Source organism: Cupriavidus sp. 96C5-1 (genome assembly GCF_057798855.1).
In genome coordinates, this window is record NZ_JBYOJU010000003.1 from 273,011 (window position 1) to 296,809 (window position 23,799).

22 protein-coding genes are annotated in these 23,799 nt (G+C 68.6%); 9 read left to right on the forward strand and 13 right to left on the reverse strand.

All coding sequences use genetic code 11. From position 1 onward, the window contains the following. Positions 1-132: 132 nt before the first annotated feature. Positions 133-1,395, reverse strand: coding sequence for an acyl-CoA dehydrogenase family protein (locus tag AC3FOF_RS06025; protein WP_017226310.1), 1,263 nt, complete (start codon positions 1,393-1,395; stop codon positions 133-135). A gap of 193 nt (positions 1,396-1,588) precedes the next feature. Between AC3FOF_RS06025 and AC3FOF_RS06030 the strand changes: the two genes are divergently transcribed. Then, positions 1,589-2,524 (forward strand): LysR family transcriptional regulator, encoded by a 936-nt coding sequence (locus AC3FOF_RS06030; RefSeq protein WP_035810573.1) that lies wholly within the window; start codon positions 1,589-1,591, stop codon positions 2,522-2,524. Positions 2,525-2,597: 73 nt separating this feature from the next. On the opposite strand, the gene AC3FOF_RS06035 is transcribed toward AC3FOF_RS06030, so the two are convergent. From AC3FOF_RS06035 to AC3FOF_RS06045, 3 genes are read right to left on the reverse strand one after another with little or no spacing between them, the layout of a single operon-like run. Then, positions 2,598-4,019 (reverse strand): hypothetical protein, encoded by a 1,422-nt coding sequence (locus AC3FOF_RS06035; protein ID WP_488726046.1) that lies wholly within the window; start codon positions 4,017-4,019, stop codon positions 2,598-2,600. Then, positions 4,016-4,723, reverse strand: a complete 708-nt coding sequence (locus tag AC3FOF_RS06040; protein ID WP_488726047.1) for an RNA polymerase sigma factor — start codon at positions 4,721-4,723, stop codon at positions 4,016-4,018. Before AC3FOF_RS06040 ends, AC3FOF_RS06035 begins: the two co-directional genes overlap by 4 nt. An 18-nt stretch (positions 4,724-4,741) precedes the next feature. Then, the gene (locus tag AC3FOF_RS06045) at positions 4,742-6,379 is read right to left on the reverse strand and encodes a vWA domain-containing protein (protein ID WP_488726048.1); all 1,638 of its coding nucleotides are present in this window, start codon (positions 6,377-6,379) and stop codon (positions 4,742-4,744) included. 247 nt (positions 6,380-6,626) lie between these two features. Between AC3FOF_RS06045 and ggt the strand changes: the two genes are divergently transcribed. Further along, positions 6,627-8,480: a gamma-glutamyltransferase gene (gene ggt / locus AC3FOF_RS06050; RefSeq protein ID WP_488726049.1), complete on the forward strand. Its 1,854-nt coding sequence runs from the start codon at positions 6,627-6,629 to the stop codon at positions 8,478-8,480. A gap of 127 nt (positions 8,481-8,607) precedes the next feature. On the opposite strand, the gene AC3FOF_RS06055 is transcribed toward ggt, so the two are convergent. From AC3FOF_RS06055 to AC3FOF_RS06070, 4 genes are all read right to left on the reverse strand, one after another. Next, a complete protein-coding gene (locus AC3FOF_RS06055; protein ID WP_276266321.1) occupies positions 8,608-9,684 on the reverse strand; it encodes a phosphotransferase in 1,077 nt (358 codons plus the stop codon). Between the two features lie 66 nt (positions 9,685-9,750). Then, on the reverse strand, positions 9,751-10,485 hold the full coding sequence (locus AC3FOF_RS06060; RefSeq protein ID WP_017230960.1) for a histidine phosphatase family protein: 735 nt from the start codon (positions 10,483-10,485) through the stop codon (positions 9,751-9,753). A 99-nt stretch (positions 10,486-10,584) separates the two neighbouring features. Continuing rightward, entirely contained in the window at positions 10,585-11,364 is a 780-nt protein-coding gene (locus AC3FOF_RS06065) for an oxepin-CoA hydrolase, alternative type (protein ID WP_017230961.1), read from the reverse strand. Positions 11,365-11,454: 90 nt separating this feature from the next. Next, a complete protein-coding gene (locus AC3FOF_RS06070) occupies positions 11,455-12,978 on the reverse strand; it encodes a 3-hydroxyacyl-CoA dehydrogenase (RefSeq protein ID WP_488726050.1) in 1,524 nt (507 codons plus the stop codon). 223 nt (positions 12,979-13,201) lie between these two features. On the opposite strand from AC3FOF_RS06070, the gene AC3FOF_RS06075 reads away from it, so the two are divergent. Beyond that, positions 13,202-13,843: a glutathione S-transferase gene (locus AC3FOF_RS06075; RefSeq protein ID WP_017230962.1), complete on the forward strand. Its 642-nt coding sequence runs from the start codon at positions 13,202-13,204 to the stop codon at positions 13,841-13,843. 111 nt (positions 13,844-13,954) lie between these two features. Here AC3FOF_RS06075 and AC3FOF_RS06080 read toward each other — a convergent pair whose 3' ends face one another. Next, positions 13,955-15,148, reverse strand: a complete 1,194-nt coding sequence (locus AC3FOF_RS06080; RefSeq protein ID WP_488726051.1) for a pyridoxal phosphate-dependent aminotransferase — start codon at positions 15,146-15,148, stop codon at positions 13,955-13,957. A gap of 54 nt (positions 15,149-15,202) precedes the next feature. Next, positions 15,203-15,760 (reverse strand): putative toxin-antitoxin system toxin component, PIN family, encoded by a 558-nt coding sequence (locus tag AC3FOF_RS06085; protein ID WP_488726052.1) that lies wholly within the window; start codon positions 15,758-15,760, stop codon positions 15,203-15,205. A gap of 39 nt (positions 15,761-15,799) precedes the next feature. Here AC3FOF_RS06085 and yaaA point away from each other — a divergent pair, with 39 nt between their 5' ends. Both yaaA and AC3FOF_RS06095 read left to right on the forward strand, forming a co-directional pair. Beyond that, the gene (gene yaaA / locus AC3FOF_RS06090; protein WP_488726053.1) at positions 15,800-16,585 is read left to right on the forward strand and encodes a peroxide stress protein YaaA; all 786 of its coding nucleotides are present in this window, start codon (positions 15,800-15,802) and stop codon (positions 16,583-16,585) included. A 115-nt stretch (positions 16,586-16,700) separates the two neighbouring features. Further along, positions 16,701-17,843: a M14 family metallopeptidase gene (locus tag AC3FOF_RS06095; protein ID WP_017230966.1), complete on the forward strand. Its 1,143-nt coding sequence runs from the start codon at positions 16,701-16,703 to the stop codon at positions 17,841-17,843. Positions 17,844-17,946: 103 nt separating this feature from the next. On the opposite strand, the gene AC3FOF_RS06100 is transcribed toward AC3FOF_RS06095, so the two are convergent. From AC3FOF_RS06100 to AC3FOF_RS06110, 3 genes are all read right to left on the reverse strand, one after another. After that, positions 17,947-18,753 carry a BspC domain-containing protein gene (locus AC3FOF_RS06100; RefSeq protein WP_488726054.1) on the reverse strand — a complete coding sequence of 269 codons (807 nt, stop codon included), beginning with the start codon at positions 18,751-18,753 and terminating at the stop codon, positions 17,947-17,949. Positions 18,754-19,019: 266 nt separating this feature from the next. Further along, a complete protein-coding gene (locus AC3FOF_RS06105; protein ID WP_488726055.1) occupies positions 19,020-19,892 on the reverse strand; it encodes an N-formylglutamate amidohydrolase in 873 nt (290 codons plus the stop codon). A gap of 13 nt (positions 19,893-19,905) precedes the next feature. Next, complete coding sequence (locus AC3FOF_RS06110) at positions 19,906-20,889, reverse strand: tripartite tricarboxylate transporter substrate binding protein BugE (protein ID WP_276266440.1); 984 nt, start codon at positions 20,887-20,889, stop codon at positions 19,906-19,908. Positions 20,890-21,031: 142 nt separating this feature from the next. Between AC3FOF_RS06110 and gcvA the strand changes: the two genes are divergently transcribed. The 4 genes from gcvA (at position 21,032) to AC3FOF_RS06130 (ending at position 23,759) form a co-directional block, all read left to right on the forward strand. After that, entirely contained in the window at positions 21,032-21,934 is a 903-nt protein-coding gene (gene gcvA, locus AC3FOF_RS06115; protein WP_035816297.1) for a transcriptional regulator GcvA, read from the forward strand. Between the two features lie 372 nt (positions 21,935-22,306). Further along, on the forward strand, positions 22,307-22,873 hold the full coding sequence (locus tag AC3FOF_RS06120) for an RNA polymerase sigma factor (protein ID WP_488726056.1): 567 nt from the start codon (positions 22,307-22,309) through the stop codon (positions 22,871-22,873). Further along, positions 22,870-23,277 carry a hypothetical protein gene (locus AC3FOF_RS06125; RefSeq protein ID WP_488726057.1) on the forward strand — a complete coding sequence of 136 codons (408 nt, stop codon included), beginning with the start codon at positions 22,870-22,872 and terminating at the stop codon, positions 23,275-23,277. The genes AC3FOF_RS06120 and AC3FOF_RS06125 overlap by 4 nt, the downstream gene beginning before the upstream one ends. Beyond that, entirely contained in the window at positions 23,274-23,759 is a 486-nt protein-coding gene (locus AC3FOF_RS06130) for a periplasmic heavy metal sensor (RefSeq protein WP_488726058.1), read from the forward strand. The genes AC3FOF_RS06125 and AC3FOF_RS06130 overlap by 4 nt, the downstream gene beginning before the upstream one ends. The last annotated feature ends 40 nt before the right edge of the window (positions 23,760-23,799 follow it).

The following is a 23,799-nucleotide window of genomic DNA, read 5'->3' on the forward strand; positions in this document are numbered from 1 at the left end:
CGAACATGTAACCGCCACACCAACCACTGAGGTGGCGAACCGCGCGATTTAATCACAGAAGAAAAAAACGCGCAGACAGGCTGCGCGTTTCCATGTTGCCGGCAGGGCCGGCGGCAAGGCGGGGTTTGCGGCTTAGAAGCCGCGCGTCACCGGCATGCTGATGTCGTCGGGATTCAGGCTCATGTGCTTGGCCAGTTCCAGCTTGGCGATGGCGTTGCGGTGCACCTCGTCCGGACCGTCGGCCAGGCGCAGGGTGCGCTGGTGCGCCCACCACGAAGCCAGCGGGAAGTCGTCGCTGACCCCGGCGGCGCCGTGTACCTGGATGGCCCAGTCGATCACCTTCAGGGCCATGTTCGGCGCCACTACCTTGATCATGGCGATCTCGGCCTTGGCCACCTTGTTGCCCGCGGTGTCCATCATATAGGCGGCCTTGAGCGTCAGCAGGCGGGCCATTTCGATCTCGCAGCGCGCTTCGGCGATGCGCTCGCGCGTCACGCCCTGGCTGGCCACCGGCTTGCCGAAGGCGACGCGCGACAGCGCGCGCTTGCACAGCAGTTCCAGCGCGCGCTCGGCCACGCCGATGCTGCGCATGCAGTGGTGGATGCGGCCCGGTCCGAGGCGGCCCTGGGCGATCTCGAAGCCGCGGCCTTCGCCCAGCAGGATGTTGGCTGCCGGCACGCGAACGTCCTTCAGCTCGATCTCCATGTGGCCGTGCGGCGCGTCGTCGTAGCCGAACACCGGCAGGAAGCGCTTGATGGTGATGCCCGGGGTATCGGCCGGCACCACGATCATCGATTGCTGCTCATGGCGCCCGGCATCCGGGCTGGTCTTGCCCATCACGATATAGACCTGGCAGCGGGGGTCGCCCGCGCCCGACGACCACCACTTGGTGCCGTTGATCACGTATTCGTCGCCATCGCGCTGGATGCTGCAGCAGATGTTGGTGGCGTCCGACGACGCCACGGCCGGCTCGGTCATCAGGAAGGCCGAGCGGATCTCGCCGCGCAGCAGCGGCTCCAGCCACTTGTCCTTGAGTTCTTCCGAGGCGTAGCGCTCCAGCGTTTCCATGTTGCCGGTGTCGGGCGCGGCACAGTTGAAGACTTCGGCCGACCAGGGCACCCGGCCCATGATCTCGCACAGCGGCGCGTATTCCAGGTTGGACAGGCCTTCCGGGGCACGCTTGGAGTGGGGCAGGAACAGGTTCCACAGGCCGGCTTCGCGCGCCAGCGGCTTGAGTTCCTCGATGACCTTGGTCGGCACCCAGGCGTTGCCGGCCTGGCGGTTGGCCTGGATCTCGGCGTAGAAGCGTTTCTCGTTCGGATAGATGTGCTTGTCGAAGAAGGCCAGCAGGCGCGCCTGCATTTCCTTGACCTTGGGGGTGTACTCGAATTGCATGTGGTCTCCTCCACCTCTGAGTGAGGCCGGTTTCCGGTTGGGCCGCCGCGGGTTGCGGTGGGCCGTTTCCGGCACCGGCGGACGCGGTTTGCGCCGACTGAGAAGGACTGTACCGCAATCCATGTAATTACAAAAATGAATTTTCTGGATTTGCCAGTATCAATGCGATGCATTCCGTGCCAGAATGCCAGCCATGCAGCTCTCCCGCATCGACCTGAATCTCTTCGTGGTGTTCGACGCTATCTACAGCGAAGGCAGCATCACGGCCGCCGCACGCCAGCTCAACCTGACCCAGCCGGCGGTCAGCCATGCGCTCGGGCGCCTGCGCACCTTGTTCGACGATGCGCTGTTCGAGCGGCGCGGGCAGGGCATGGCGCCCACGCCGCTGGCGCGTTCGCTGGCTGCCGAGGTGCGCACCGCGCTGCAATCCTTCGCGCGGACCCTGCAAGATACGCCGCATTTCGATCCGGCGGCCACGGTGCGCCGGTTTACCATCGGCATGCGCGATGCGCTGGAGTCGACGCTGCTGCCACCGCTGATGACGCGCGTGACCTCGGTGGCGCCGCAGGTGGAGATCGCCGCGATCCGCTTCGACCGGCGCGAGATGGAGTCCGAGTTGCTGGCGGGCACGCTGGACGCCGCCATCGATATCCTGCTGCCGGTATCGCCGGCCATCCACCATGCGCCGTTCATGGCCGATCCAATGGTGGTGCTGGCCCGCCGCGATCATCCGCTGGTGAAAAAGGAACTGACGCTGGATCGCTACCTTGCCGCCGAGCACGTCCACGTGTCGTCGCGCCGGCGCGGTGCCGGGCTGGAGGATCAGGCCTTGCACCGCATGGGGCTGACGCGCCGGGTGCGGCTGCGCTGCCAGCACTACGCGGCAGCCTGCCGCGTGGTCAGCTGCACCGACCTGCTGGCCACGCTGCCGCTACGCTACGCGCGCATCGCCAACGAACCCTATGCCAACCGCCTGCTTGCGCTGCCGTTCAGGGTGCCCTCGCTCGAACTGCATCTCTACTGGCATGCGGGGGGCGAGAACGATGGGGCCAATCGCTGGCTGCGTGACCAGTTGCTGGCGGTGATCGCCGCGCTGGGCGGCGGACAGGGCGAAGTGCCGCCGGGCTGAGCATGCCGGCTTGCCGCGGCGTCGCGCGCCGCACGCCGGTCGCCAACCGCAGGGCAGCGCACTGCGAGTGCCCTCAGGGCGCGCCGTCGGCCTGGCGTTCGATGCGCAGGGTGGCGGGCGGCAGCGAGCTGTCGGCCTGCACGGCATAAGGCAGCGGTGGCCGGCGTGGCGCAGGCACGGCCTGCCATAGCCGTTCGACCCAGGCCCTGACCTCGGGGCTCGCCGGCGATGCCGCGGCGATGCGCAGCGCCAGCGGCTTGCCGGCGGCCTGCGCGGTGTCCGCCGTCTCGGGCAACAGGCGTTCCAGCGCCAGCTGAGGCTCTTCCCGCAAACTCATCGTCCACGACACTGCCGGCTGGCCGCGCGCCGCCGGCACGCTTGCACGCGCCGCTTCGGATACAGGCGCCGGACTGGCTCGCAGGGCCAGCGGCGGCGCCTGGAAGGCGGGTGCCGCCGCTGGCGGTGCGATCGGTGCCGGCGGCACTGGCGCAGCGATGGGCGCGCGGGGAGGCATCGGCGCCATCTGTGCCATCGCTGGCGGCGCGGGCATGGCTGGTGCCGCCGGCGCCGCTGCTGGCGGTGCGTCCGCATAGCCGGAGGCAGCCGGGGCCGGCGTTGGGCTGCCTGGCGCCGGCCCCGCCCGCGCCGCCAGCGCCTGCGGCGCGGCTTCGCTCCTCGTTTCGGCAGCCGGCGTGCTCCTTGCCTGTGCGGATGCCGCGGGTGGCGGCGCCTCGGCGCGCGCTGCCTGCGATGGCTGCCGCGTGGCGGAGCCGGCTTGCGCGGGCTGCGGTGGGGTTGCCTGAGGCGGCTGCTGCCGCGCCTGCGCGGCCGGGCTGGCAGCATCGGCCTGCATTGCCGGGGTGGAGGGCGGGCCGTTCTTCTTGTCCTTCACCGGCGCTTCGGCGGGCAGCACGATGGCGCCGTCGCGCAGGTCGAGCTGGCGCATGACGATCTGCAGCGATAGCACGGCCACGCCCGCGGCGCCCGCGAGCGCGCCCAGCGCGGGCCACCAGCGCCGGGCCGCCCTGGCGGCGGCCGGCTTGCCTGCGGCCTGCGGCCCGGCTTGCGCGTGCTCCCGCAGCCAGGCCTGGGTTTCCTTGCCGACCTGCGCCCCGAGCACGCTCCGGGCGGGGTCGCCGCGCCGGATTTCGTCCAGCGTGGCGGTGCGGCGCGCTGCCTGCGCTGCCTGCAGCCGCGCCGCTTCTGCCATGACCGAGGCCTGCAATCCGGGCGGCGCGGTGAAGTCCAGGCTGGCGTCCCCGATGTCTTCGTCGGCAGGGCTCCCGGCTTGCCGGGCGTAGGCCCGGAGCCTGGAGGGCATGGCGGCGGGGGGGGGTGGCGCGAGCGTGGGCCGCCCTTGCCGCGCGGCCTGCTCGGCACGCGCCGCGGCCATCACCAAGGCTTCCAGCGAGGGGGGCGGCACCATGGCGGGCAGCGCTCGCAGCAGTGCCGCGAGCCGGTCCTCGCCAGCGATAAAGCGCTCGTCCGCGCTCATGGCAGCCGCTCCTGCGAGGCCGCCGTTGCCAGGCTGTCGCGCAGCCGCGCGAAAGCATAGCGTAGCCGGCTCTTGATGGTCTCGAACTTTTCGCCCAGCGTGAGGGCGATGTCCTCCACGCTCATCTCGCTGAAGAAACGCAGCACGATCACCTCGCGCTGCGCCGGCGGGAGCGCCAGCAGGGCTTGCCGCACGCCTTGCAGATTCTGCCGCAGCTGCGCCTCGGCCTCGGGGCTGAGGTCGTCGGACGGCAGGGCGAGATGGGTCTCTTCAAGCGTGTCGCGCTGGCGCTGGTAGGCGCCGCGCAACTGGTCCAGCCAGGTGTTGCGCGCGATCTGGAACAGGAAGGTGCGCAGGGCCGCGCTGGGCTGGTAGTCGCCGCAGCGGGTCATCAGCTTGACCCAGGTCTTCTGGGCCACATCCTCGGCCTCGCCGGCATCGCCCTGGCATAGCCAGGCGACGTAGTTGTACAGCGCGGCATTGTGGCGGCGAAACAGCTCCGCCACCGGCTGCTCGATCAGGCCATTGGCGACCAGCAGCATCAGGTCGGTATCGGGCAGCGCGGCCAGTCCGGCGGGACGGCTTGCGGCTGGGTCGGCGGACGAGGCGCCGGGCACGAAGGCATTCATGCGCGGCAGTATATGACAGCGCCGGCCGATGCCGTGCGCACCGGCATGCCGGTGCGCGCTGGCGCGTGCTGACATCCCGGCATCCGGCTCTCTTCAGTGCGCGGGTTCCCTGGCGGCGCCGTCGCCTTGCGCCAGCGGCGCGCGCGTGGCCAGGGCCTGGGCCAGGTCGACCAGCTTGATGAATTCGCCGCGATAGCCGTAGCGGTCGGTGCCGCGCGCATCCAGCGCCAGGGCCCGCGCGTCGGCGTAGCCCCAGGTGCCGACATGGGTACCGCCGCGCAGCACCTGGCCGAAGCCGGCCACCGCCGTGGCAAAGCGGAAGGCGTCGTCGGTCTGCGCCAGCGGCCGCACCGCGGCAGCCCGCACCGGCAGATCGAGCAACTCGCTGGCCTGGGCCTGCGGCAGCTTGTAGCGCAGCCTGATGTGCGCCAGCTCGCCGCCGGCGCCGCGCTTGCCTTGCGGCCTGCCAGCGCTGGCCGGCTGGTAGCGCAAGGGGTCGAGCAGGCCGGGCTGGTCCGCCAGCGTCAGCTCATAGAGCGCGGTCACGGTATGGCCGGCGCCGATGTCGCCGGCATCGACCTGGTCGTTGTTGAAGTCCTCGCGCCGCAGCGCCCGGTTCTCGTAGCCGATCAGGCGATATTCCTTGACCGTGGCGGGATTGAATTCCACCTGGATCTTGACGTCGCGCGCAACCGTGGCCAGCGTGGAGCTGAGCTCTTCCACCAGCACCTTGTTGCCCTCCATCAGGTTGTCGATATAGGAGTAGGCGCCGTCGCCGGCGTCGGCGAGCTGTTCCATCAGATGGTCGTTGTAGTTGCCGGTGCCGAAGCCCAGCGTGGAGAGCGAAACGCCCGATTTGCGCTTCTCCGCGACCATCGCCTTGAGCTGGCGGAAGTCGGTGATGCCGAGGTTGAAGTCGCCATCGGTCGCCAGCAGCACGCGGTTGATGCCGCCGGCGATAAAGCTTTGCTGCGCGGCCTGGTAGGCCAGCGCGATGCCGCTTGCGCCGGCGGTGGAGCCGCCCGCCACCAGCGAATCGATGGCCGCGGTGACGGCGGCCTTGTCGCTGCCGGGGGTGGGCGGCAGGACCACCCGCGTGCCGCTGGCGTAGGTCACCAGGGTGATGCGGTCCTGCGGCCGCAGGGCATTGGTCAGCAGCTTGAGCGACGACTTCAGCAGCGGCAGCTTGTCGGCCGAATACATCGAGCCCGACACATCGACCAGGAACACCAGGTTGGCCGGCGGCAGGCTGTCGCGGGCTGCGTCGGCCGCCTTGATGCCGATGCGCAGCAGCACGTTGTGCGCATGCCACGGCGCTGGCGCGGCGTCGGCGTGCACGGCGAAGGGACGGCCATCGTGCGGCTGCGCATAGTCGTAGGGGAAATAGTTGACCAGTTCCTCCACCCGCACCGCATCGGCGGGCGGCAAGCGGCCGGCGTTGAGCAGGCGGCGCACATTGCTGTAGCTGCCGGTGTCCACGTCGATGCTGAAGGTGGAAACGGGAGCCTGCGCTACCTGCTGCACGCCGTTTTCGTCGATGGCGGCATAGCGTTCGCGCTCCGGTGCGCCCGCGGCAGCGGGTTGCGGGTAGGGCGCGGGCGATGGCATCAGCGCGGCATACGGGCGCCTGGCCGGCGTGCCGCCGGCGTACTCGGCCGGCGAGGTTGCGGAATGGAGGCCGCAGGCGGCCAGTGCCAAGGCCATGGCCATGACTCCCAAGCGCTGAAACATTTTTCTTCTCCTGAAAGGCCGCGCCGGCGGTGCCGGCGGCAGGGCGCTGTCAGTGAAACGAGGCAGGGCGCCGCACGGGGTTAAGCGCGCACAGATTTGTGCGATGGACAGCGGCTGTGCCGGACCGGCGTGGCGACGCATGTTTGCACCGTACGGTCCATCCGTGTTGCCCCCAGGGGGCGGCGAGGGTGGCACGGGTGCGGGTGCGGGGCCTAGAATCGACGCTTTCTTCGAGGAGGTCGAACGCATGGCAATCCAGGCTTATTCACCGGCGCTATGGCGCGGACCGTTGGCTGCCGCGGCGGCGCTTGCGCTGCTTGGCGCGTGTGCCACCCAAACCGGCGTACCGGCGGCGCCGGCAGCGTCCGTGCTGCCGGCCGCGCCGGAAGTGGCGTCCGGCTACCGGCAAGGTCTCGCCACCGCATACGCCGACCAGCACATGGCCGCGGCGGCGAATCCCCTGGCCACCGAAGCCGGGCGCACCATCCTGCGCGCCGGCGGCTCGGCCATCGACGCGGCCATCGCCATGCAGGCCGTGCTGACGCTGGTGGAACCACAGGCCACCGGCATCGGCGGCGGCGCCTTCATCGTGTACTGGGACGGCAGGCGCGTGCAGACCTACGATGGCCGGGAAACCGCGCCCGCCGGGGCCGATGAGAAGCTCTTCCTGCGGCCCGACGGCAAGCCCATGAGCTTCAGCGAGGGGCAGATCGGCGGGCGTTCGGTGGGGGTCCCGGGCGTGTTGCGCGCGCTGGAGCTGGCCCATCGCCAGCATGGCAAGCTGCCCTGGGCCAGGCTGTTCGAGCCGGCCATCGCGCTGGCCGAGCAGGGCTTCCCGATCTCGCCGCGCCTCTACACGCAGGTCGCCGCGGACAAGTTCCTGCCGGCATCCCCCGAGATGGCCGCCTATTTCCTCACCCCGGACGGCAAGGCCAAGCCGGTCGGCACGCTGCTGAAGAATCCGGCGCTGGCGCAGACGCTCCGCGACATCGCCCGCCACGGCCCGGACGCGCTCTATACCGGCCCCATCGCCGGCGACATCGTCAGGCAGGTCAACGGCAGCGCCAATGCCGGCTCGCTCTCGCTGGCCGATCTCAAAGGCTACCGCGCCAGGGAGCGCGAGCCCATCTGCAGCGACTACAAGCGCTGGAAGATCTGCGGCATGCCACCGCCGTCCTCGGGAGGCATCGCGATCGCGCAAATGCTCGGCACCCTGCAGGCGCTCGAGGCGAAAGACCCGAAATATGCGCTGGCCGCAATGACGCCCAGGCCGGCGGCCACGCCGGCAGGCGCCGAACCCCGCGTCGAAGCCGTGCACGCGCTTGCCGAAGCCGGGCGGCTGGCCTATGCCGATCGTGGTCTCTACCTGGCGGACCCCGACTTCGTGCCTGTCAATGTCGCGGGTCTGCTGAACCGCGATTACCTGGCCCAGCGCGCCAGCCTGATCGGCGAGCAAAGCATGGACAAGGCCGATGCCGGCGTGCCCCCTGGCGCCAGTCTCGCGCTGGCACCGGACCGTTCGCCGCCGCGCATTTCCACTTCGCAGATCGTTGCCGTCGACGACGCCGGCGGTGCCCTCTCGATGACCACCACCGTCGAGAGCTATTTCGGTTCGCACCTGATGGTGCGCGGCTTCATGCTCAACAACCAGCTCACCGACTTCTCGTTCGTGCCTAGCGAAAACGGCAAGCCGGTCGCCAACCGCGTGCAGGCCGGCAAGCGCCCGCGTTCATCGATGGCGCCGACGCTGGTGTTCGACCGCGAGACCGGCAATCTGGTCGCGACGGTGGGCTCGCCGGGCGGCTCGCAGATCATCGAGTACGTGTCCAAGACCCTGGTCGGGCTGCTGGACTGGAAGATGGATGTGCAGGCTGCCATCAACCTGCCCAACTTCGGCAGCCGCAACGGGCCGACGGAACTGGAGGCCGGACTGGCCAGCCCGGCGCTGGTGCAGGGCTTGAAGGACCGTGGGCATGAGGTCGCGCAGATCGAGATGACCAGCGGTACACAGGCCATCATGCGCCGCCAGCGCCCCGACGGCAAGTGGGCCTGGGCTGGCGGCGCCGACCCGCGCAGGGAAGGGGTTGCGCTGGGAGACTAGTCCAAGCCGGCCGGATGCGCCAAAACCATCGGCAATGACGATGGTTGTCCTGGTGGGTTTTTTGCAGGGACCCGATGTGGGCCCTGCAGCCCCCAGTCAGGCCCCGGCACGCTCGGCAGCAAGCGCCTTACTGCTTTGCCTTCTTGGCGTATTCCCAGCCCATCTCCGCCATCGGCCGCGCCCGTTTCCCGGCATCCAGCGCCTGCGCCGACGAAGCCGTGCCATCGACCACCCGCTTCATGATCCCCTGCAGGATCCCCGCGATCCGGAACATGCTGAAGGCCAGGTAGAAATTCCAGTCGCCGGTGATCGGCCGGCCCGTGCGTTGCTCATACGTCCGGCGGTAAGCCGCCTCGTCGGGAATGCCAAGTCCCGCATGGTCTAGCCCGGCTATGCCGCGGAACTGCCCCGGGGCGATATGCCAGCTCATGCAGTGGTAGCCGAAATCGGCCATCGGATGTCCCAGCGTGGACAGTTCCCAGTCGAGCACCGCCAGCACGCGCGGCTCGGTGGGGTGGAACATCAGGTTGTCGAGCCGGTAGTCGCCATGCACGATGGCGGTGAGGTCGGCGTCTTCCTGGGGGATGTGCTCGGGCAACCAGGCCATCAGCGAATCCATGGCGGGGATGCTCTCGGTTTCGGACAGCTTGTATTGCTTGCTCCAGCGTTCGATCTGGCGCGAGAAGTAGTTGCCCGGCTTGCCGTAGTCGCCCAGGCCGATGGCCTGGTAGTCAACGCTGTGCAGCGCGGCGATGACGCGGTTCATCTCGTCGTAGATGGCGCCGCGCTCGGCGGGCGTCATGCCGGGCAGGGACTGGTCCCACAGCACGCGGCCGGCGACGAACTCCATGATGTAGAAGGCGCGCCCGATCACGGCTTCGTCTTCGCACAGCGCATACATTTTCGCGACCGGCACGTCGGTGCCCGCCAGCGCGGCCATGACGCGGTACTCGCGTTCGATGGCGTGGGCCGAGGGCAGCAGCCTGGACTTCGGGCCGGGCTTGGCGCGCATGACATAGGTCCGGGCTGGCGTGATCAGCTTGAAGGTGGGGTTGGACTGGCCGCCCTTGAACTGCTCGATGGCGAGCGGTCCGGCGAAGCCTGCCACATGCTCGCGCATCCAGGCCTCCAGCGCGGCCATGTCGAAGCGTTGCTGCTCGGCCACCTCGCGGGTGCCTTCGAAGTTCGAAACGTTGGTGCTCATGCTGTCTCCGTTTTTTTGGGTATGTTCCGGTAATGACGAGATTCGAATTTCCATGTCTGCACGGGGCTAGCGCACCGGGCCCCGCTGGTCGCGAAAGCGCAGGTACTGGTGCAGCAGCACCTCCATGGTGGTGTGGCGCGTGCCGCTGTGCACGGGCGTGGGCGGCGAGTAATTGATCATGCGCACCACCCAGTCGAGCGGATCGTCGCCTACGTCCAGCACGTTGATGCAGCCGGCCGTCTGCATCAGGCTGCCGTAGAACACGCGGCGCCCGCAGGTGATGGCATGGGACAGGATGGCGCGGTTGGTGCCACCATGCAATACCAGCAGGACAGTGTCCCAGTCCGGATCGTCGCGCAGGCGGCGCAGGGCGGGCAGCACGCGGTCGAGGAATTCGCCCACGCTTTCGCCGTCGAGGAAGCGCTTGTGTTCGGGGACTTCACCTTCGAAGGCGCCGATAAAGGCGTCGCGCAGCTTGTCGTCGCTGATGCCGGCCAGTTTGCCGCCGCGGATCTCCTGCAGCTCGTGCCAGGTTTCCAGCGCGGCGTTGGCCATATCGGGCAATTCCGCCAGCACGCGCTCGGCGGTCTCCACGGTGCGCGGCAGTCCGCTGACGATGATGCGGTCGAAGCGGATGTGTTCCGCGGCAAAGGCGCGGCCGGCCGCGCTGGCCTGCGCGCGGCCGGTTTCATTGAGCGGCACCAGCTCGGGCAACGCCGGGCGGCCGGTCGCGTCGAAGTAGGTCACTGCGCCATGGCGCATCAGGTAGACGCGGCGGCGGGGCGAGGGCGGCAATTCCATGCAGGTCTCCGGTGCGTTGCCGAGCTGTCCGTCTGCGCGGGCATGGTCGGCGTGGTCTTGCGTGGCGAGGCTGGCTGGCGAATCGGCGGGGGCGGCCGGTCAGCGGTAGTTGGGCTTGCGCTTCTCCAGGAAGGCGCCGATGCCTTCGCCCGCATCCTGGTGATGCAGCGCGGCCACGAAGTTGTTGCGCTCCTCGGCCAGGTGCTCGGTAAGGCTGGCGGTACCGGCATGGTTGATCAGCGCCTTGATCCGGCCCACGGCATGCGGCGAGCGCGTGGCCAGCGATTCGGCCAGGCGCAGTGCTTCCGTGAGCGCTTGGCCGGCCGGCACCACGCGGTTCACCAGGCCGAACTGGGCCAGGCGCGCGGCATCGACGGGCTTGCCTTCCATCATCAGCTCGGAGGCGAGCTGGCGGGGCAGGGCGCGCGCCAGTTCGTACGAGCCGCCACCGTCAGGCGTCAGCCCGACGTTGACATAGGCCATCACGAATTTGGCGTCGCTGGCGGCGACCACGAAATCGCAGGCGAGCACCAGCGAGAAGCCGGCGCCTGCGGCGGGACCTTCCACCGCGGCGATGATGGGCTTGGGAAAAGCGTGCAGCGTTTCGATCCAGTGGTTGAGGACTTCGATGCTCTCGGCCTGCACCTCGGGTGGCTTGGCACGGTTGCCGAGCAGGCGGTTGAGGTTGCCGCCGGCGCAGAACACGCCGCCGGCGCCGGTGATGACCACGGCGCGCACCTCGCTGTCGCGCGAGGCGAGCTCAAGCGCCTCCTGCGAGGCCGCGTAGATGTCCGGGTGCAGCGCATTGCGTGCCTCGGGGTTCGAGATGGTGAGCACCAGGGTGGAGTCGACGCGTTCGGAAAGCAGCTGTGCGGTCATGGCGGCCTGTGCGGATGTGCGGATGCAGGAGATCAGAAGCGGGATCGGATACGAAACGACCGCAGGCCGGGGGGCCTGCGGTCGCGGTTCTTATTGCTCTTCGGCCAGCAATGACAGGCCGAGGCCGGCGCGGCGCCACAGCCACGGGCTGGGCCGGTAGCGCATGTCGCCGGTCAGGCGTTCCAGGTTGCGCAGCACGGTCAGCACCAGGTGCGGGCCGATCGCGTCGCCCAGCGCCAGCGGGCCCTTGGGGTAGCCCAGGCCGAGGTTGACGGCGAGGTCGATGTCGACCGGCGTGGCGATGCGCTGCTGCGCGATGTCGCTGGCGATATTGACGATGCAGCTGACGATGCGCTGGGCCACGAAGCCGGCCGAGTCGCGGATCACGGTCACGGGCACGCCATCGCTGCCGAACAGGCCGTGCGCGGCCTCGCGCATGGCGGCGGAGGTGGCGGGCGAGGTCATCAGCGTGCGGCGCTTGGTGGCTTCGAACGGCAGCAGGGTGTCGATGGCGACCACGCGGGTCGGGTCCAGTCCTTCCTGCAGCGCGCAGGTGGTGGCGTCCAGGCCCAGCGGCGTGACCACGATCAGGGCGTCGCCGGAGGGGTGGTTGCCGGCTTCCGGCGTCATGCCCAGCGCGAGGATCAGCTTGACCGCCATGTCATGGCCGCGCTCGTCGGCACGGCTCACCCACACACTGGCCGGGCGCGCGGCCGGCACGGCCAGCGCGGCGGGCACCTGCTTCTGGCCATCGGCGTAGCGGTAGAAGCCGGCGCCGGCCTTGCGGCCGATCAGGCCGCCCACCGAGCGGATCGCCGTGATGGGCGACGGGCGGTAGCGGGGTTCCTGGTAGAACTGGTTGTAGATGGATTCCATCACCGGGTGCGAGACGTCCAGCCCGGTCAGGTCCATCAGCTCGAAGGGGCCCATGCGGAAGCCGGCCTGCTCGCGCATGATGGCGTCGATATCGGCGAAGCCGGCCACGCCTTCCTGCGCCACCTTCAGGCCTTCGATGTTCATGCCGCGGCCGGCATGGTTGACGATGAAGCCGGGCATGTCCTTGCAGCGCACCGGGGTGTGGCCCAGGCGGCGCGACAGCGCCATCAGCGCATCGCCCACGGCAGGGTCGCCGGACAGGCCGTCGATCACCTCGACCACCTTCATCAGCGGCACGGGATTGAAGAAGTGGTAGCCTGCGATGCGGCCCGGTTGCTTGGCGCCGACCGCGATCGCGGTGATCGACAGCGAGGAGGTGTTGGAGGCGATCACGGCATCCGGGCGCAGGATGGCTTCCAGCTTCGCCACCAGGTCGCGCTTGACTTCCAGCTTCTCGACAATGGCCTCGAGCACCATGTCGCAGCCGGCCAGGTCGTCCAGCGTGGCGCAGGGCACAACGCGCGCCAGCGCGGCAGCGCCTTCCTCGGCACTCATCCTGCCCTTGTCGGCCAGCTTGGCGAAGGTGTCCTGCAGGTATTGGCGGGCTGCGGCCACGGCCTGCGGGTTGGTATCGTAGAGGCTGACGGTCAGGCCGGCCTGCGCGGCGATCTGCGCAATGCCGCGGCCCATGGCGCCGGTGCCGACGATGCCTACCGAGTCGATGCTGAAAGTGCTCATAGTGCGTCCAGAAAAGTGTGGTTAAATTAGCACGATCGTACGTTTTTTGCATCATCCGCGACAGTGGGGCGATGCAGGCGGCGTGCGCTGATCGGCCAGAGCGGACCACCAGAGTCTGCCATGGCACACAATGCCTGTTCGCCCATGGGCGCGCAGGACCATTCCGCCCCTGATTTGACGGCGATTCACCCCCTGGGTCGCCAATACCGAGGAGAGAGACGACATGCTGAAGCTCTGTGGCTTTGCCGCCAGCAACTACTACAACAAGGTCAAGCTGGCCCTGCTGGAAAAGAACGTGCCGTTCGAGGAGGAGCTGGCCTGGATCGGCAAGACCGATCTCGAAGCGTCACCGTTGGGCAAGGTGCCCTACATGATCACCGATCGCGGCCCGCTATGCGAGTCCGAAGTGCTGGACGCCTATATCGAGTCGACCTATCCGCAAACGCCGCTGCTGCCCGCCGACCCCTATGCGGCCGGCAAGGTCCGCGAGCTGGTGACCTTCCTGGAGTTGTACATGGAGCTGGCCGCGCGCGAGCTTTACCCCGAGGCTTTCTTCGGCGGCAAGGTCAGCGATGGCGTCAAGGAGCGCCAGAAGAAGCTGCTGGAGCGCTATATCCCGGCCTTTGGCAAGCTGGCGAAGTTTTCGCCCTACCTGGCCGGCGACACGTTTACGCTGGCGGATTGCGCAGCCGTGGTGCACTTCCCGCTGATCTCGTCGTGCACCAAGATCATCTACGGCACCGACATGCTGGCCGATCTGCCGGTCAGGGACTACCTGAAGCGGATGTCCGAGCGGCCGGCCGTGCAGAAGGTCAATGAGGATCGCAAGATCAACACGGAGCTGATGCTGAGCGGCCGCAGGTAAGGCGCGGGCAAGAAGGCGCAAGGCGAGGGTTTGCGCAAGACGAGCAGGAAACAACGCCCGCGGATCGCGGGCGTTGTTTCCTGCGGGCACGACTGCCGGGCGTCGCAGTGCTTACAGCGCCTTCAGCCGCTCCAGCGCCAGCGCCAGCGTTTCTTCCTTCTTCGCAAAGCAGAACCGCACCACGCCGGACTCGCGCGGCTGCGAGTAGAAGGCCGAGACCGGGATCGCCGCCACGCCGATCTCGCGCGTCAGCCACATCGAAAAATCCGCTTCGCTCATATCGGAAATGGCGGAGTAGTCCACGCACTGGAAGTAGGTGCCGTCGGACGGCAGCAGCTTGAAGCGGGTGGTGGCAAGCCCGCTGCGGAAGAAGTCGCGCTTGGCCTGGTAGAAGGCGGCCAGGTCCATGTAGGGTGCGGGGTCGGCCATGTAGTCGGCCAGACCGCACTGCACCGGCGTGTTCACCGTGAACACATTGAACTGATGCACCTTGCGGAATTCCGCGGAGAGCGCCACCGGGGCGGCCACATAGCCCACCTTCCAGCCCGTGACGTGATAGGTCTTGCCGAAGCTCGACACCACGAAGCTGCGGCGCGCCAGTTCCGGGTGGCGCGATACCGACTGGTGCGGCTGGCCGTCGAACACCATGTGTTCGTAGACCTCGTCGGACAGCAGCAGGATGTCGGTGCCGGCCAGCAGTCCGGCCAGCCGGTCCATGTCGCCGGCGCGCCAGATGGTGCCGGTGGGATTGTGCGGCGTGTTGATCAGCAGCATCCGCGTGCGCGGCGTGATGGCGGCGGCGAGACGGTCGAAGGGAATGCGGAAGTGCGGCGCGTCGAGCGCGACCGAAACCACCTTGCCGCCGGCCAGTTCGATGGCGGGGATATAGCTGTCGTAGCAGGGTTCCAGCACGATCACCTCGTCGCCCGGATGCACCGCGCACAGGATGCTGGTGAGGATGCCCTGGGTGGCGCCGGCCGTGACCGTGATCTCGCTGTCCCAGTCGTAGGCGTGGCCGTACAGCCGGCCGATCTTGTCGGCGATGGCCTGGCGCAGCTTGGGCACGCCCGCCATCGGCGGGTACTGGTTGAGCCCCGCGCGCATGGCGTGGGCGACCGCATCGACGATCTTGGGGTCGCAGTCGAAATCCGGGAAACCCTGGCCGAGGTTGACGGCGTTGCGCTCGGCGGCCAGCGCCGACATCACGGTAAAGATGGTGGTGCCGACCTTGGGCAGGCGCGACAGCGGCGGCGTCAGGGGGGCGAGGCGGGGGGCGGACTGGACGGCGGAGGAATCGGCGGACATGGGAAGCGGCGTCAGGCTGGGCGGTTGGATGGGACGGCAAGGGATGCTGGCATTCTAGCGGGGATCGGCCGGCGCCTGCGCGGCAGCCTCGGCGCGCCCCGCCAGCCAGGCGGGAAACGCCTGGGGCAGCAGGATCTCGACGCCGCTCAGGCGGCGCAGGCGGCCCTTCAGCTTGAGCACGGCCTTATCCTTGGAAACCAGGCAGGCCGCCCGGGCAAAGTGCGCCAGTTCGATGAACTTCTGGTCGTCGGTGTCCTTGCAGCGCGGCAGGCGGGCAGCCAGCGTGTCGGCTTCGCCGGGGATGGCGATGGCGGAGGTCAAGCGGTCCACTGTGGCCATGGCGGCGGGAATATCGACGCCGAAGTGGGCGAATTGCGGATAAGCCAGCACGCGGCGCAGTTCCTCGCGGCAATCGGCGCGAATCACCGCCGCAATCGCGCCGCTGTGCAGCGCGGCGCGGATAGGCTCGACATGCGGGTCGGCGAAGACCAGCAGGTCGACCCAGATATTGGAGTCGAGCACGACCCGGGGCGCGGATGCGGCCAGCGGGCACGGGGCGGTCGGCGCTGCCGGCGGGGAATTGGCGGGTACTGCGGTGGAGTCGGGGTGCATTCGTTACAATCAGGCCTTTGTGTTTGCCGCGATTTTGCCATGCTCATCGTCCTGTCCCCCGCCAAGTCGCTCGACTACGAGACGCCGCCGCGCCTGAAGACCCATACGCTGCCGCGTTTCATCGACCGTTCGGCGGTATTGATCGAGCGCCTGCGCAAGCTGGCGCCGCAGGATATCGGCGCGCTGATGGACATTTCCGACAAGCTCGCGGTCCTCAACGCCACCCGCTATGGCGACTGGTCGCCCGAGTTCACCGCCGCCAACAGCAAGCAGGCCGTGCTGGCCTTCAACGGCGACGTGTATGACGGGCTGGGTGCGTCCAGCCTGTCGGGCGACGACCTCGGCTTCGCGCAGAAGCATGTGCGTATCCTGTCCGGCCTGTACGGCGTGCTGCGCCCGCTCGACTGGATGCAGCCCTACCGGCTGGAGATGGGCACACGCCTGGACAATGCGCTCGGTAAGGATCTCTACGCCTTCTGGGGCGACGACGTCACGAACCTGCTCAAGGAAGACTTCAAGGCGCTGAAGGCGGAGGGTAGCCCGACCCTGGTCAACCTGGCCTCCGAGGAGTATTTCAAGGTGGTGCGCCCCAAGGTGCTCGACGCCCGGATCGTCACCCCGGTGTTCGAGGACTGGAAGGGCGGCCGCTACAAGATCATCTCCTTCCACGCCAAGCGGGCGCGCGGCTATATGGCCCGCTACGCGGTCACCCACCGCATCACCGAGGCCGCCAGGCTCAAGCGCTTTGCCGAGCATGGCTATGCCTTCGACGCAGCGGCTTCCGACGATGCGCGCTGGGTGTTCCGCCGCCGGCTGGAAGACTGAAGCTTCGGCAAGCAGTGCGTTCAGGCTCGCCCGTACCCTGCCTGCCGCCCCCCGAACCCAGCGCCAGGGATGGCCCGGCAGGCCTCCCGGCGCGCACTCTCCGAGACACCATGCCATGACCTCTGCCCTGCATATCTCCTCCAGCTTCGATGCGGGCGCCATCGAAGTCGAGTCGATCGCGCACGCCGGCGATATCCGGCTGCGCATCCGCGCCGACTCGCACGCGGAGTTCCGCCAGTGGTTCCATTTCCGCTTGCAGGGTGCGGCCGGTCAGGCCTGCCGCCTGCAATTCCTGAATGCCGGCGACTGCACTTATCCCGATGGCTGGCGCGGCTATGAGGCAGTGGCGTCGTACGACCGCGCGCGCTGGTTCCGCGTGCCCACCACCTTCGACGGCAGCACCATGACGGTGGCGTTCACGCCCGAACATGACAGCGTCTGGCTGGCTTACTTCGAGCCCTATTCGGAAGACCGCCACCTGGCCCTGGTCGCCACCTGCCAGCGCTCGCCGCTGGCGCGGCTATCGCACCTCGGCAGCACGGTGGAAGGGCGCGACATGACGGCGGTCACGGTCGGCAGGCCCGGCGACGGCAAGAAGACCATCTGGATGATCGCGCGCCAGCATCCCGGCGAAACCATGGCGGAGTGGTTCTGCGAGGGCGTGCTGCAACGCTTGACGGGCACCGGCATGTGGGGCGGCGACCCGGTGGCGCGACGCCTGCTGGAGCGCGCCGTATTCCATATCGTGCCCAATATGAATCCCGACGGATCGGCGCACGGCAACCTGCGCACCAATGCGGCCGGGGCCAACCTCAACCGCGAGTGGATGGCTCCCAGCCTGCAGGCCAGCCCGGAGGTATATCACGTGCGCCGCGCCATCGAGGCCACGGGCTGCGATATGTTCTTCGATATCCATGGCGACGAGGGCCTGCCCTATAACTTCGTCGCCGGCAGCGAGATGCTGCCGGGCTTCACCGAGGCGCAGCGCGCCGAACAGCTGCGCTTTATCGACGCGTTCAAGCGCGCGACGCCGGATTTCCAGGACGTGCACGGTTATGCCGCCAGCAAGTACAACGCCGATGCGCTCAAGCTTGCCTCGAAGTACATCGGCCATACCTTTGGCTGCTTGTCGCTGACGCTGGAGATGCCGTTCAAGGACAATGCCGACCATCCCGATCCGGCGGTGGGCTGGAACGGCGCGCGCAGCGCCCTGCTGGGTGCTGCCATGCTGCAGGCAGTGCTGGCGCAACTGGATTGACGGCGCGGCCGGCTGGCACGGCCTTCCGGAGGAAAGGTCCGGCAGTTGGACAAGGAGGCTGCCGGGCAGGCATTTGGCCCGTCCCGGCGCAACGGCGGGAAGCCTAGTGCTTTTTCTTGCTGGTGGACTTGCCCGTGCTCTTGGCGCCGCTGCTCTTGCCGCTGGCCGCCTTGGACGCGCTTGCCTTGCCGGACCTGGTGCTGGTGGCCTTGGCCGTCTTGCCGCCCTTGTGGCCCCGGGTGCTGGTGGCGCGGCGGGTATTGCTGCGCACCGCCGGGGCAGCCGCGGGCTCGCTGATGACCGTGCCGCTGCCGTCGAGCAGTTCGTAGGCCAGCATCATGCCGTCGGCATAGCCGCAGCGCACCTTGACCGGTTCCCACTGGGCCTCGGCGTGCCGCTTGTGCGCGGTGGCGGTGAAGGTCACCACGGAGCTGACCGGCACCGCCTGCTTGCCCTGGGAGAAGCGGCCGTCCCATGGTTCCACGGTGGCCTGGCCGGCGCCGAGCGCGCCGGTGGGGATCTTCAGCGCATCGAAGGTGACCGAACGGGGCACCACCCAGCTGGCGTGCGCGGCGCAATCGGCCACGTCCGGGCTGGCGTTCTCGGTTTGCATCAGTTGCTGGCGCATCTGCGCGCGGTACTCGGCCAGGCTCACGCGGCCTTGCGCCGGCAGGGTCACGGTCTTGACCGGCTCGGTGTCCGTGGCGGGCGGGGGCGGCGCAGGGCGGTTGGCTGCCGGGGCAGGGGTTGCGGGTTTGGCGGCGGCCGGGGTGGCGATGGCGGGTGTCACTACGGCGTCGCGGTCATTGAGCGGAGTATCGGCGCAGCCCACCAGGGCGATCGCACCTGCCACTGCAGCGGCCAGCGTGCACAGCCGGCTGCTGATCAGGTCAGAGATTCGTCGGATCACGGGATCGTCTTGCTTTGAAGCAAAAGGGGTTGGCAAAGGTCTGCCATGATAGAGGAAACCTATGCCGCAAAGTTCCGAAATCTCCCGACCTGAGGTAGAACCCTAGGGTTCTACCTGACCCGCATGGCGCTCGCAGCGCAGCGGAGTGCGGCCTTCGGCGCAGCCGCGCCATCGCGAGCGATGGCGCGGCTGGCTATGGCCCGTCGCAGTGGCCGGGCGGTGCGCGGCCACTGCGGCCAGTGCGGCCACCAGTGCGGCAGCGCGCGTCAGGCCGTCTTGACGAAGGCCTTGAGATCGTCCAGCAGGGCGTTGAGGTCGGCCTTGAGCTTGCCGAAGCCTGCATTGTGCGCGAGGCCCACTTCGTCCATGTACAGCTTGCGGTTGATCTCGAGCTGCAGGCTGTGGCGGTGCTGCGCCGGCTGGCCCACCACGCGCACGATCTCCACGCCCTTGTACGGGTGGTTGCGCCAGACGTCGTAGCCCATTTCCTTCAGCACACCTTCGACGCGGTCCGTGAAGCGGGTATCGCAGGTGGTGCCGTCGCGGTCACCGACCACGAAGTCCGGATGCTGGAGACCGGGGTGCTCGGTGGCGTACTGCGCCGCCTGGCTCGGCATCGAGTGGCAGTTGATATGCCACGCGCTGCCGTGCGCGGCGATGGCGTGCTCGGCCAGCTTCTGCAATTGCGCGTAGTAAGGCAGGTAGTAATGCGTAATGCGCTGCTGCACCTCGGCCACGCTCAGCTTGCGGTCGTAGATGGCTTCGCCGGTATCCAGCACGCGCCACACCAGGCCCTTGCCGAGGCGGACCTTGGAGGTGTCCTGGCGCGGGCCCGGCCAGGGCGCGTCGAGCAGGGCTTCGTCGATTTCCTCGATGCCGCGATTGGCATCGAGGAAGCTGCGCGGGAAGCCCGCGCACAGCAGCGCGATGCCGCGTGCGGGAGCGTCGGCGTACAGCTCGTCGACGAAGGTGTCTTCCGCCTGCCGCAGCAGCGGCAGGGGCAGGCCGGCGGCTGGCCGGAAATCCACCGGGTAGCTGGTGGCGCTGTGCGGCGAATCGAGAAAGAGCGGGCTGCCCTCGCCTTGCGGCAGGTGCAGGAGGTAAGGGCTGGGCCCGGTCTTTCGGTCTGCTTCAGTCATGATGGCGATGCAATTAGTCCAGGGAGATCTTGGCTGCTGCGGCGATGCGCTTGTTCTTCGCGACTTCGCTCTTGATCTGCGCGGCGAACTGGGCCGGCGTGTTGCCCACCGGCACCGCGCCCAGCTTTTCAAGCTTAGCCTTGACTTCCGGCTGCGCCAGCACCTTGACGGTGGCATCGTGCAGCTTGGCCTGCAGGTCAGCGGGCAGGCCGGCCGGCGCGATCAGGCCGAACCAGGCGGCGTCGTTGACCTCGGGCAGGCCGAGTTCGGCGAAGGTCGGCACGTTGGGCAGGGCCGGCACGCGCTTGGGCGAGGCCACGGCCAGGGCGCGCAGCTTGCCGCCTTCGATGAACGGCAGCGAGGAGGGCAGGTTGTCGAACAGCACCTGGACCTGGTTGGCCAGGGCGTCGTTCAGCGCCGGGCCCACGCCCTTGTACGGGACATGCAGCAGTTCGGTCTTGCTGCTCATCTTGAACAGCTCGCCCATCATGTGCGAGACGCTGCCGTTGCCGGCCGAGCCGTAGGCCATCTTGTTCGGCTGGGTCTTGGCCAGGGCGATGAAGCCCTTCATGTCGCTGGCCTTGACTGCCGGGTTGATGCTCATCACGTTGGGCACCGAAGCCAGGTTGGTGATGGTGGTGAAGTCCTTGGTGGCATCGTAGGACAGGCGCGGGTACACGGCGGGGTTGATGCCGTGCGTGGACGCCGTGGCGATGCCCAGGGTGTAGCCGTCCGGCGCGGCCTTGGCCAGGTAGCCGGTACCGATGCTGCCGCCCGCGCCGCCGCGGTTGTCCACCACCACGGTCTGGCCCAGTTGCTGGCCGAGCTTGTCGGCGACAATGCGCGCCACGATGTCGGTGGTGCCCCCTGCCGGGAACGGCACGACCAGCGAGATCGGCTTGGTCGGGTAGCCCTGGGCTGCAGCCGACAGCGACAGGCCGGCGGCGGCGGCACCAGTGGCGGCGGCAAGGAGGCGGAGCATGTTACGGCGTTGCATGGTGCGGTTCCTGAAAGAGGAGAGTGGGGATGGAAGAGGGTAAAACAGCGGTTTTCACGATTCTGCTTGTTCGGGCAGTCTGGCCGCAAACGAAATAAAATCGTGCGATCATTCCGTTTGGTAGTGAAGTAAGGGGTTATTTATGCGACGCTTGTGTCCGTCGCTGACTGAATTGCAGGCTTTCGAGGCCGCCGCGCGCTACAACAGCTTCACGGTCGCCGCCCGGGAGCTCCACGTTACCCAGGGCGCCGTCAGCAAGCAGGTGCGCAGCCTGGAAGCTTTCCTGGGCGTGGACCTGTTCGAGCGCGTGCGCCAGCGCCTGATGCTCACGGACGCCGGGCGGCGCTACCTGGACCGCATCCGTCCCAGCCTGACCGAGATCGAGGCCGCCACGGTGGAACTGATCTCCAGGCAGGGCCGTGGCGGCACCCTGCATATCGCCAGCATGCCCACCCTGGGCGCCAAGTGGCTGATTCCGCGCCTGCCGCAGTTCTTCGAGAAGCATCCCGAGGTCAGCCTTGAGTTCGTGCCGCACGCGCAGGGCTACGATTTCTCCCAGCCCGATCTCGATGCAGCCATCCGCTTTGGCGACGGCGTCTGGCCGGGCAGCCTGGCCGACTACATGACCGGCCGCGAAGTCCTGCCGGTGTGCCGGCCGGCCTTGCTGACGGACGATCCCGATGGCATGGCGCGCGCACCGTCGGGCTTGCTGCGCTATCCGTTGCTGCATCACACCACCGTGCCCGAGGCCTGGCCCGACTGGTTCGCCGAGCTTGGCGTGTCGACCCGCAAGGCATGGGGCGGCGCGCGTTTCGACCAGTTCTCCTTGCTGACCCAGGCGGCCATGTCCGGGCTCGGCATCGCGCTGATCCCACGCTGCCTGATCGAGGAGGAGCTTGCCACCGGCGCGCTGGTGGTGGCGCATCCGGCCCGTGTGCTGAGCAAGAAGGGCTACTACCTCTGCTATCCGGAGCAGAAACAGCACCTGCCGGCGCTGCAGACCTTCCGCCAGTGGGTGATGGAAGGGGTCGACGTGGTGGTGTGAGGGCGCCGGGCGACGCCGGCGTGCCGCGGCGGCCGTCCTCCCTGTAATCAATTCTTACGCTTTTCCGCGACCGGTTTTTGCGCCCGACGGCGTTCAAGAGACATGACGGACATGACAAGCCCGCGCGCGTCATCCGCGTGGCCGGTGCAGCCCGGCATTTGCAGATCGCTGTGAAACCGGAGCAAGGGGATAGCAATGAAGACGCTTCTGATCGCGGTTCTGGCCGCCGTGTCCCTCGGCGGGTGCGTGATCGTGCCGGCCCGGCCTTACTACCGCGCACCGGTGTTTGTTTACTGACGGGGGGCAGCCGCGTCCGTCCCCGGGCGGGCGCGGCATGCGCGGCGATGGGTAGGCAACACGGGGCCACCACCATTGAACGACATAGATCCGGACGATGCGCTGCTGGCTCGGGTTGGCCGGCAAGACACCGCCGCCGTGCGGGAGATGATCGCGCGCAAGTTGCCGCGCGTGCTCGCGCTGGCCACGCGGATGTTGGGCGATCGCGGCGAAGCGGAGGACGTGGCGCAGGAAGCGTTCGTGCGGCTGTGGAAACATGCGGCGCGCTGGCAACCAGGCGGGGCGCGCCTCGACACCTGGCTGCACCGGGTAGCGTTGAATCTGTGCTACGACCGCTTGCGCGGCGTGCGCGAGCAGGCGGTGGAGACCCTGTCCCTGCCCGAGCAGGCCACGGCGCAGGCCGGGCCCGAGGAGGCGCTGGAGGCGGCCATGCAGGGGGCGCGCGTGGGCGCTGCGCTGGCGCGGCTGCCGGTGCGCCAGCGCGAGGCGCTGGTGCTGCATTACTACCAGGAGTTGTCCAACGCCGATGCGGCGGCGCTGATGGGCATCGGCACCGAGGCGCTGGAAAGCCTGCTGGCCCGCGCCCGCCGCAGCCTGCGCGCTGTGCTGCTGCACGGTGGCGATCATGAGGACTTGCGATGACACCCGAAAGATTTCGCGCGCTGATCGACATATACGGTGCCGACCCGGCGCACTGGCCGGCCGGGGAGCGCTCGCAAGGGCAGGCGATGGCCGCATTGCCCGAGCACCGCGGCGCGCTCGACGCCGCCGCGGCGCTCGACCGCATGCTGGCCGCGCATCGGGTGGCGGCGCCGGACGCGGCGCTGCTGCGCCGCATTGCCGCCAGCGCGCCGCTGGCGCGGGCACCGCGTGTGCCCTGGTGGTGGTCCGGCCTGGGACTGGCAGGCGCCGGCCTGGCCGGCACCGTGGCGGGCGTGTTGCTGATGTCGGCGTTGCTGGCTGCGTTGCCGGCGCCGGCGGCCATCGACCTGCCCTATGCGGCGACCGCCTTTGGCGGCATGGCGCGCAACGGGAGCGAGGAATGAACGAGGGGATGCCGAAGCGGATCAAGGTGGTGCTGGCGATTTCGGTGCTGCTCAATGTGTTCCTGCTGGGTGCCATCGGCGGGGGCGGTTATCGCTGGTACGCCGCCGAGCGCACGGCCGCGGTCCAGCCGCGCGGCTTGCGCTTTGCCGCCGACGGCCTGGATGCCGGACAGCGCCGCCAGTTCCTGCAAGGGTTGCGCGCCGCGCGCCGCGCCGTGGCGCCGGAGGTGGACGCAGCGCGCGAGGGACGCCACCAGGTGGAACAGTTGCTGCGGCAGCCGCAGTTCGAGCGCGAGGCGCTGGCGGCGGCGCTCGCCCGCACGCGCGAAGCCGATGCGGCAGTGCGCAGCCGTATCGAGCAGAGCGTGGTCGATTTTGCCGCCACGCTATCGCCGGCCGAGCGGCAGCAGCTGGCCGACGCGCTGGTGCAGCGCGGCCCGCTGCGCAGCGCACCGGCGCAGCCGCGCACGGCGGCGCCATGAAGGCGGCGAGCGTGCTTAAAGACCAGGTCCCAGGGGAGCA

Coding starts and splice junctions, on each gene's coding strand:
- AC3FOF_RS06085 (WP_488726052.1), bottom strand. CDS start 15,760: ATGCACCCCGACTCCACCGCAGTACCCGCCAATTCCCCGCCGGCAGCG.
- AC3FOF_RS06110 (WP_276266440.1), bottom strand. CDS start 20,889: ATGCAACGCCGTAACATGCTCCGCCTCCTTGCCGCCGCCACTGGTGCC.
- AC3FOF_RS06035 (WP_488726046.1), bottom strand. CDS start 4,019: ATGAGCGCGGACGAGCGCTTTATCGCTGGCGAGGACCGGCTCGCGGCA.
- AC3FOF_RS06105 (WP_488726055.1), bottom strand. CDS start 19,892: ATGACTGAAGCAGACCGAAAGACCGGGCCCAGCCCTTACCTCCTGCAC.
- AC3FOF_RS06065 (WP_017230961.1), bottom strand. CDS start 11,364: ATGACCGCACAGCTGCTTTCCGAACGCGTCGACTCCACCCTGGTGCTC.
- AC3FOF_RS06045 (WP_488726048.1), bottom strand. CDS start 6,379: ATGTTTCAGCGCTTGGGAGTCATGGCCATGGCCTTGGCACTGGCCGCC.
- ggt (WP_488726049.1), top strand. CDS start 6,627: ATGGCAATCCAGGCTTATTCACCGGCGCTATGGCGCGGACCGTTGGCT.
- AC3FOF_RS06060 (WP_017230960.1), bottom strand. CDS start 10,485: ATGGAATTGCCGCCCTCGCCCCGCCGCCGCGTCTACCTGATGCGCCAT.
- AC3FOF_RS06030 (WP_035810573.1), top strand. CDS start 1,589: ATGCAGCTCTCCCGCATCGACCTGAATCTCTTCGTGGTGTTCGACGCT.
- AC3FOF_RS06130 (WP_488726058.1), top strand. CDS start 23,274: ATGAACGAGGGGATGCCGAAGCGGATCAAGGTGGTGCTGGCGATTTCG.
- AC3FOF_RS06080 (WP_488726051.1), bottom strand. CDS start 15,148: ATGTCCGCCGATTCCTCCGCCGTCCAGTCCGCCCCCCGCCTCGCCCCC.
- AC3FOF_RS06095 (WP_017230966.1), top strand. CDS start 16,701: ATGACCTCTGCCCTGCATATCTCCTCCAGCTTCGATGCGGGCGCCATC.
- AC3FOF_RS06025 (WP_017226310.1), bottom strand. CDS start 1,395: ATGCAATTCGAGTACACCCCCAAGGTCAAGGAAATGCAGGCGCGCCTG.
- AC3FOF_RS06040 (WP_488726047.1), bottom strand. CDS start 4,723: ATGTCAGCACGCGCCAGCGCGCACCGGCATGCCGGTGCGCACGGCATC.
- yaaA (WP_488726053.1), top strand. CDS start 15,800: ATGCTCATCGTCCTGTCCCCCGCCAAGTCGCTCGACTACGAGACGCCG.
- AC3FOF_RS06055 (WP_276266321.1), bottom strand. CDS start 9,684: ATGAGCACCAACGTTTCGAACTTCGAAGGCACCCGCGAGGTGGCCGAG.
- gcvA (WP_035816297.1), top strand. CDS start 21,032: ATGCGACGCTTGTGTCCGTCGCTGACTGAATTGCAGGCTTTCGAGGCC.
- AC3FOF_RS06125 (WP_488726057.1), top strand. CDS start 22,870: ATGACACCCGAAAGATTTCGCGCGCTGATCGACATATACGGTGCCGAC.
- AC3FOF_RS06075 (WP_017230962.1), top strand. CDS start 13,202: ATGCTGAAGCTCTGTGGCTTTGCCGCCAGCAACTACTACAACAAGGTC.
- AC3FOF_RS06070 (WP_488726050.1), bottom strand. CDS start 12,978: ATGAGCACTTTCAGCATCGACTCGGTAGGCATCGTCGGCACCGGCGCC.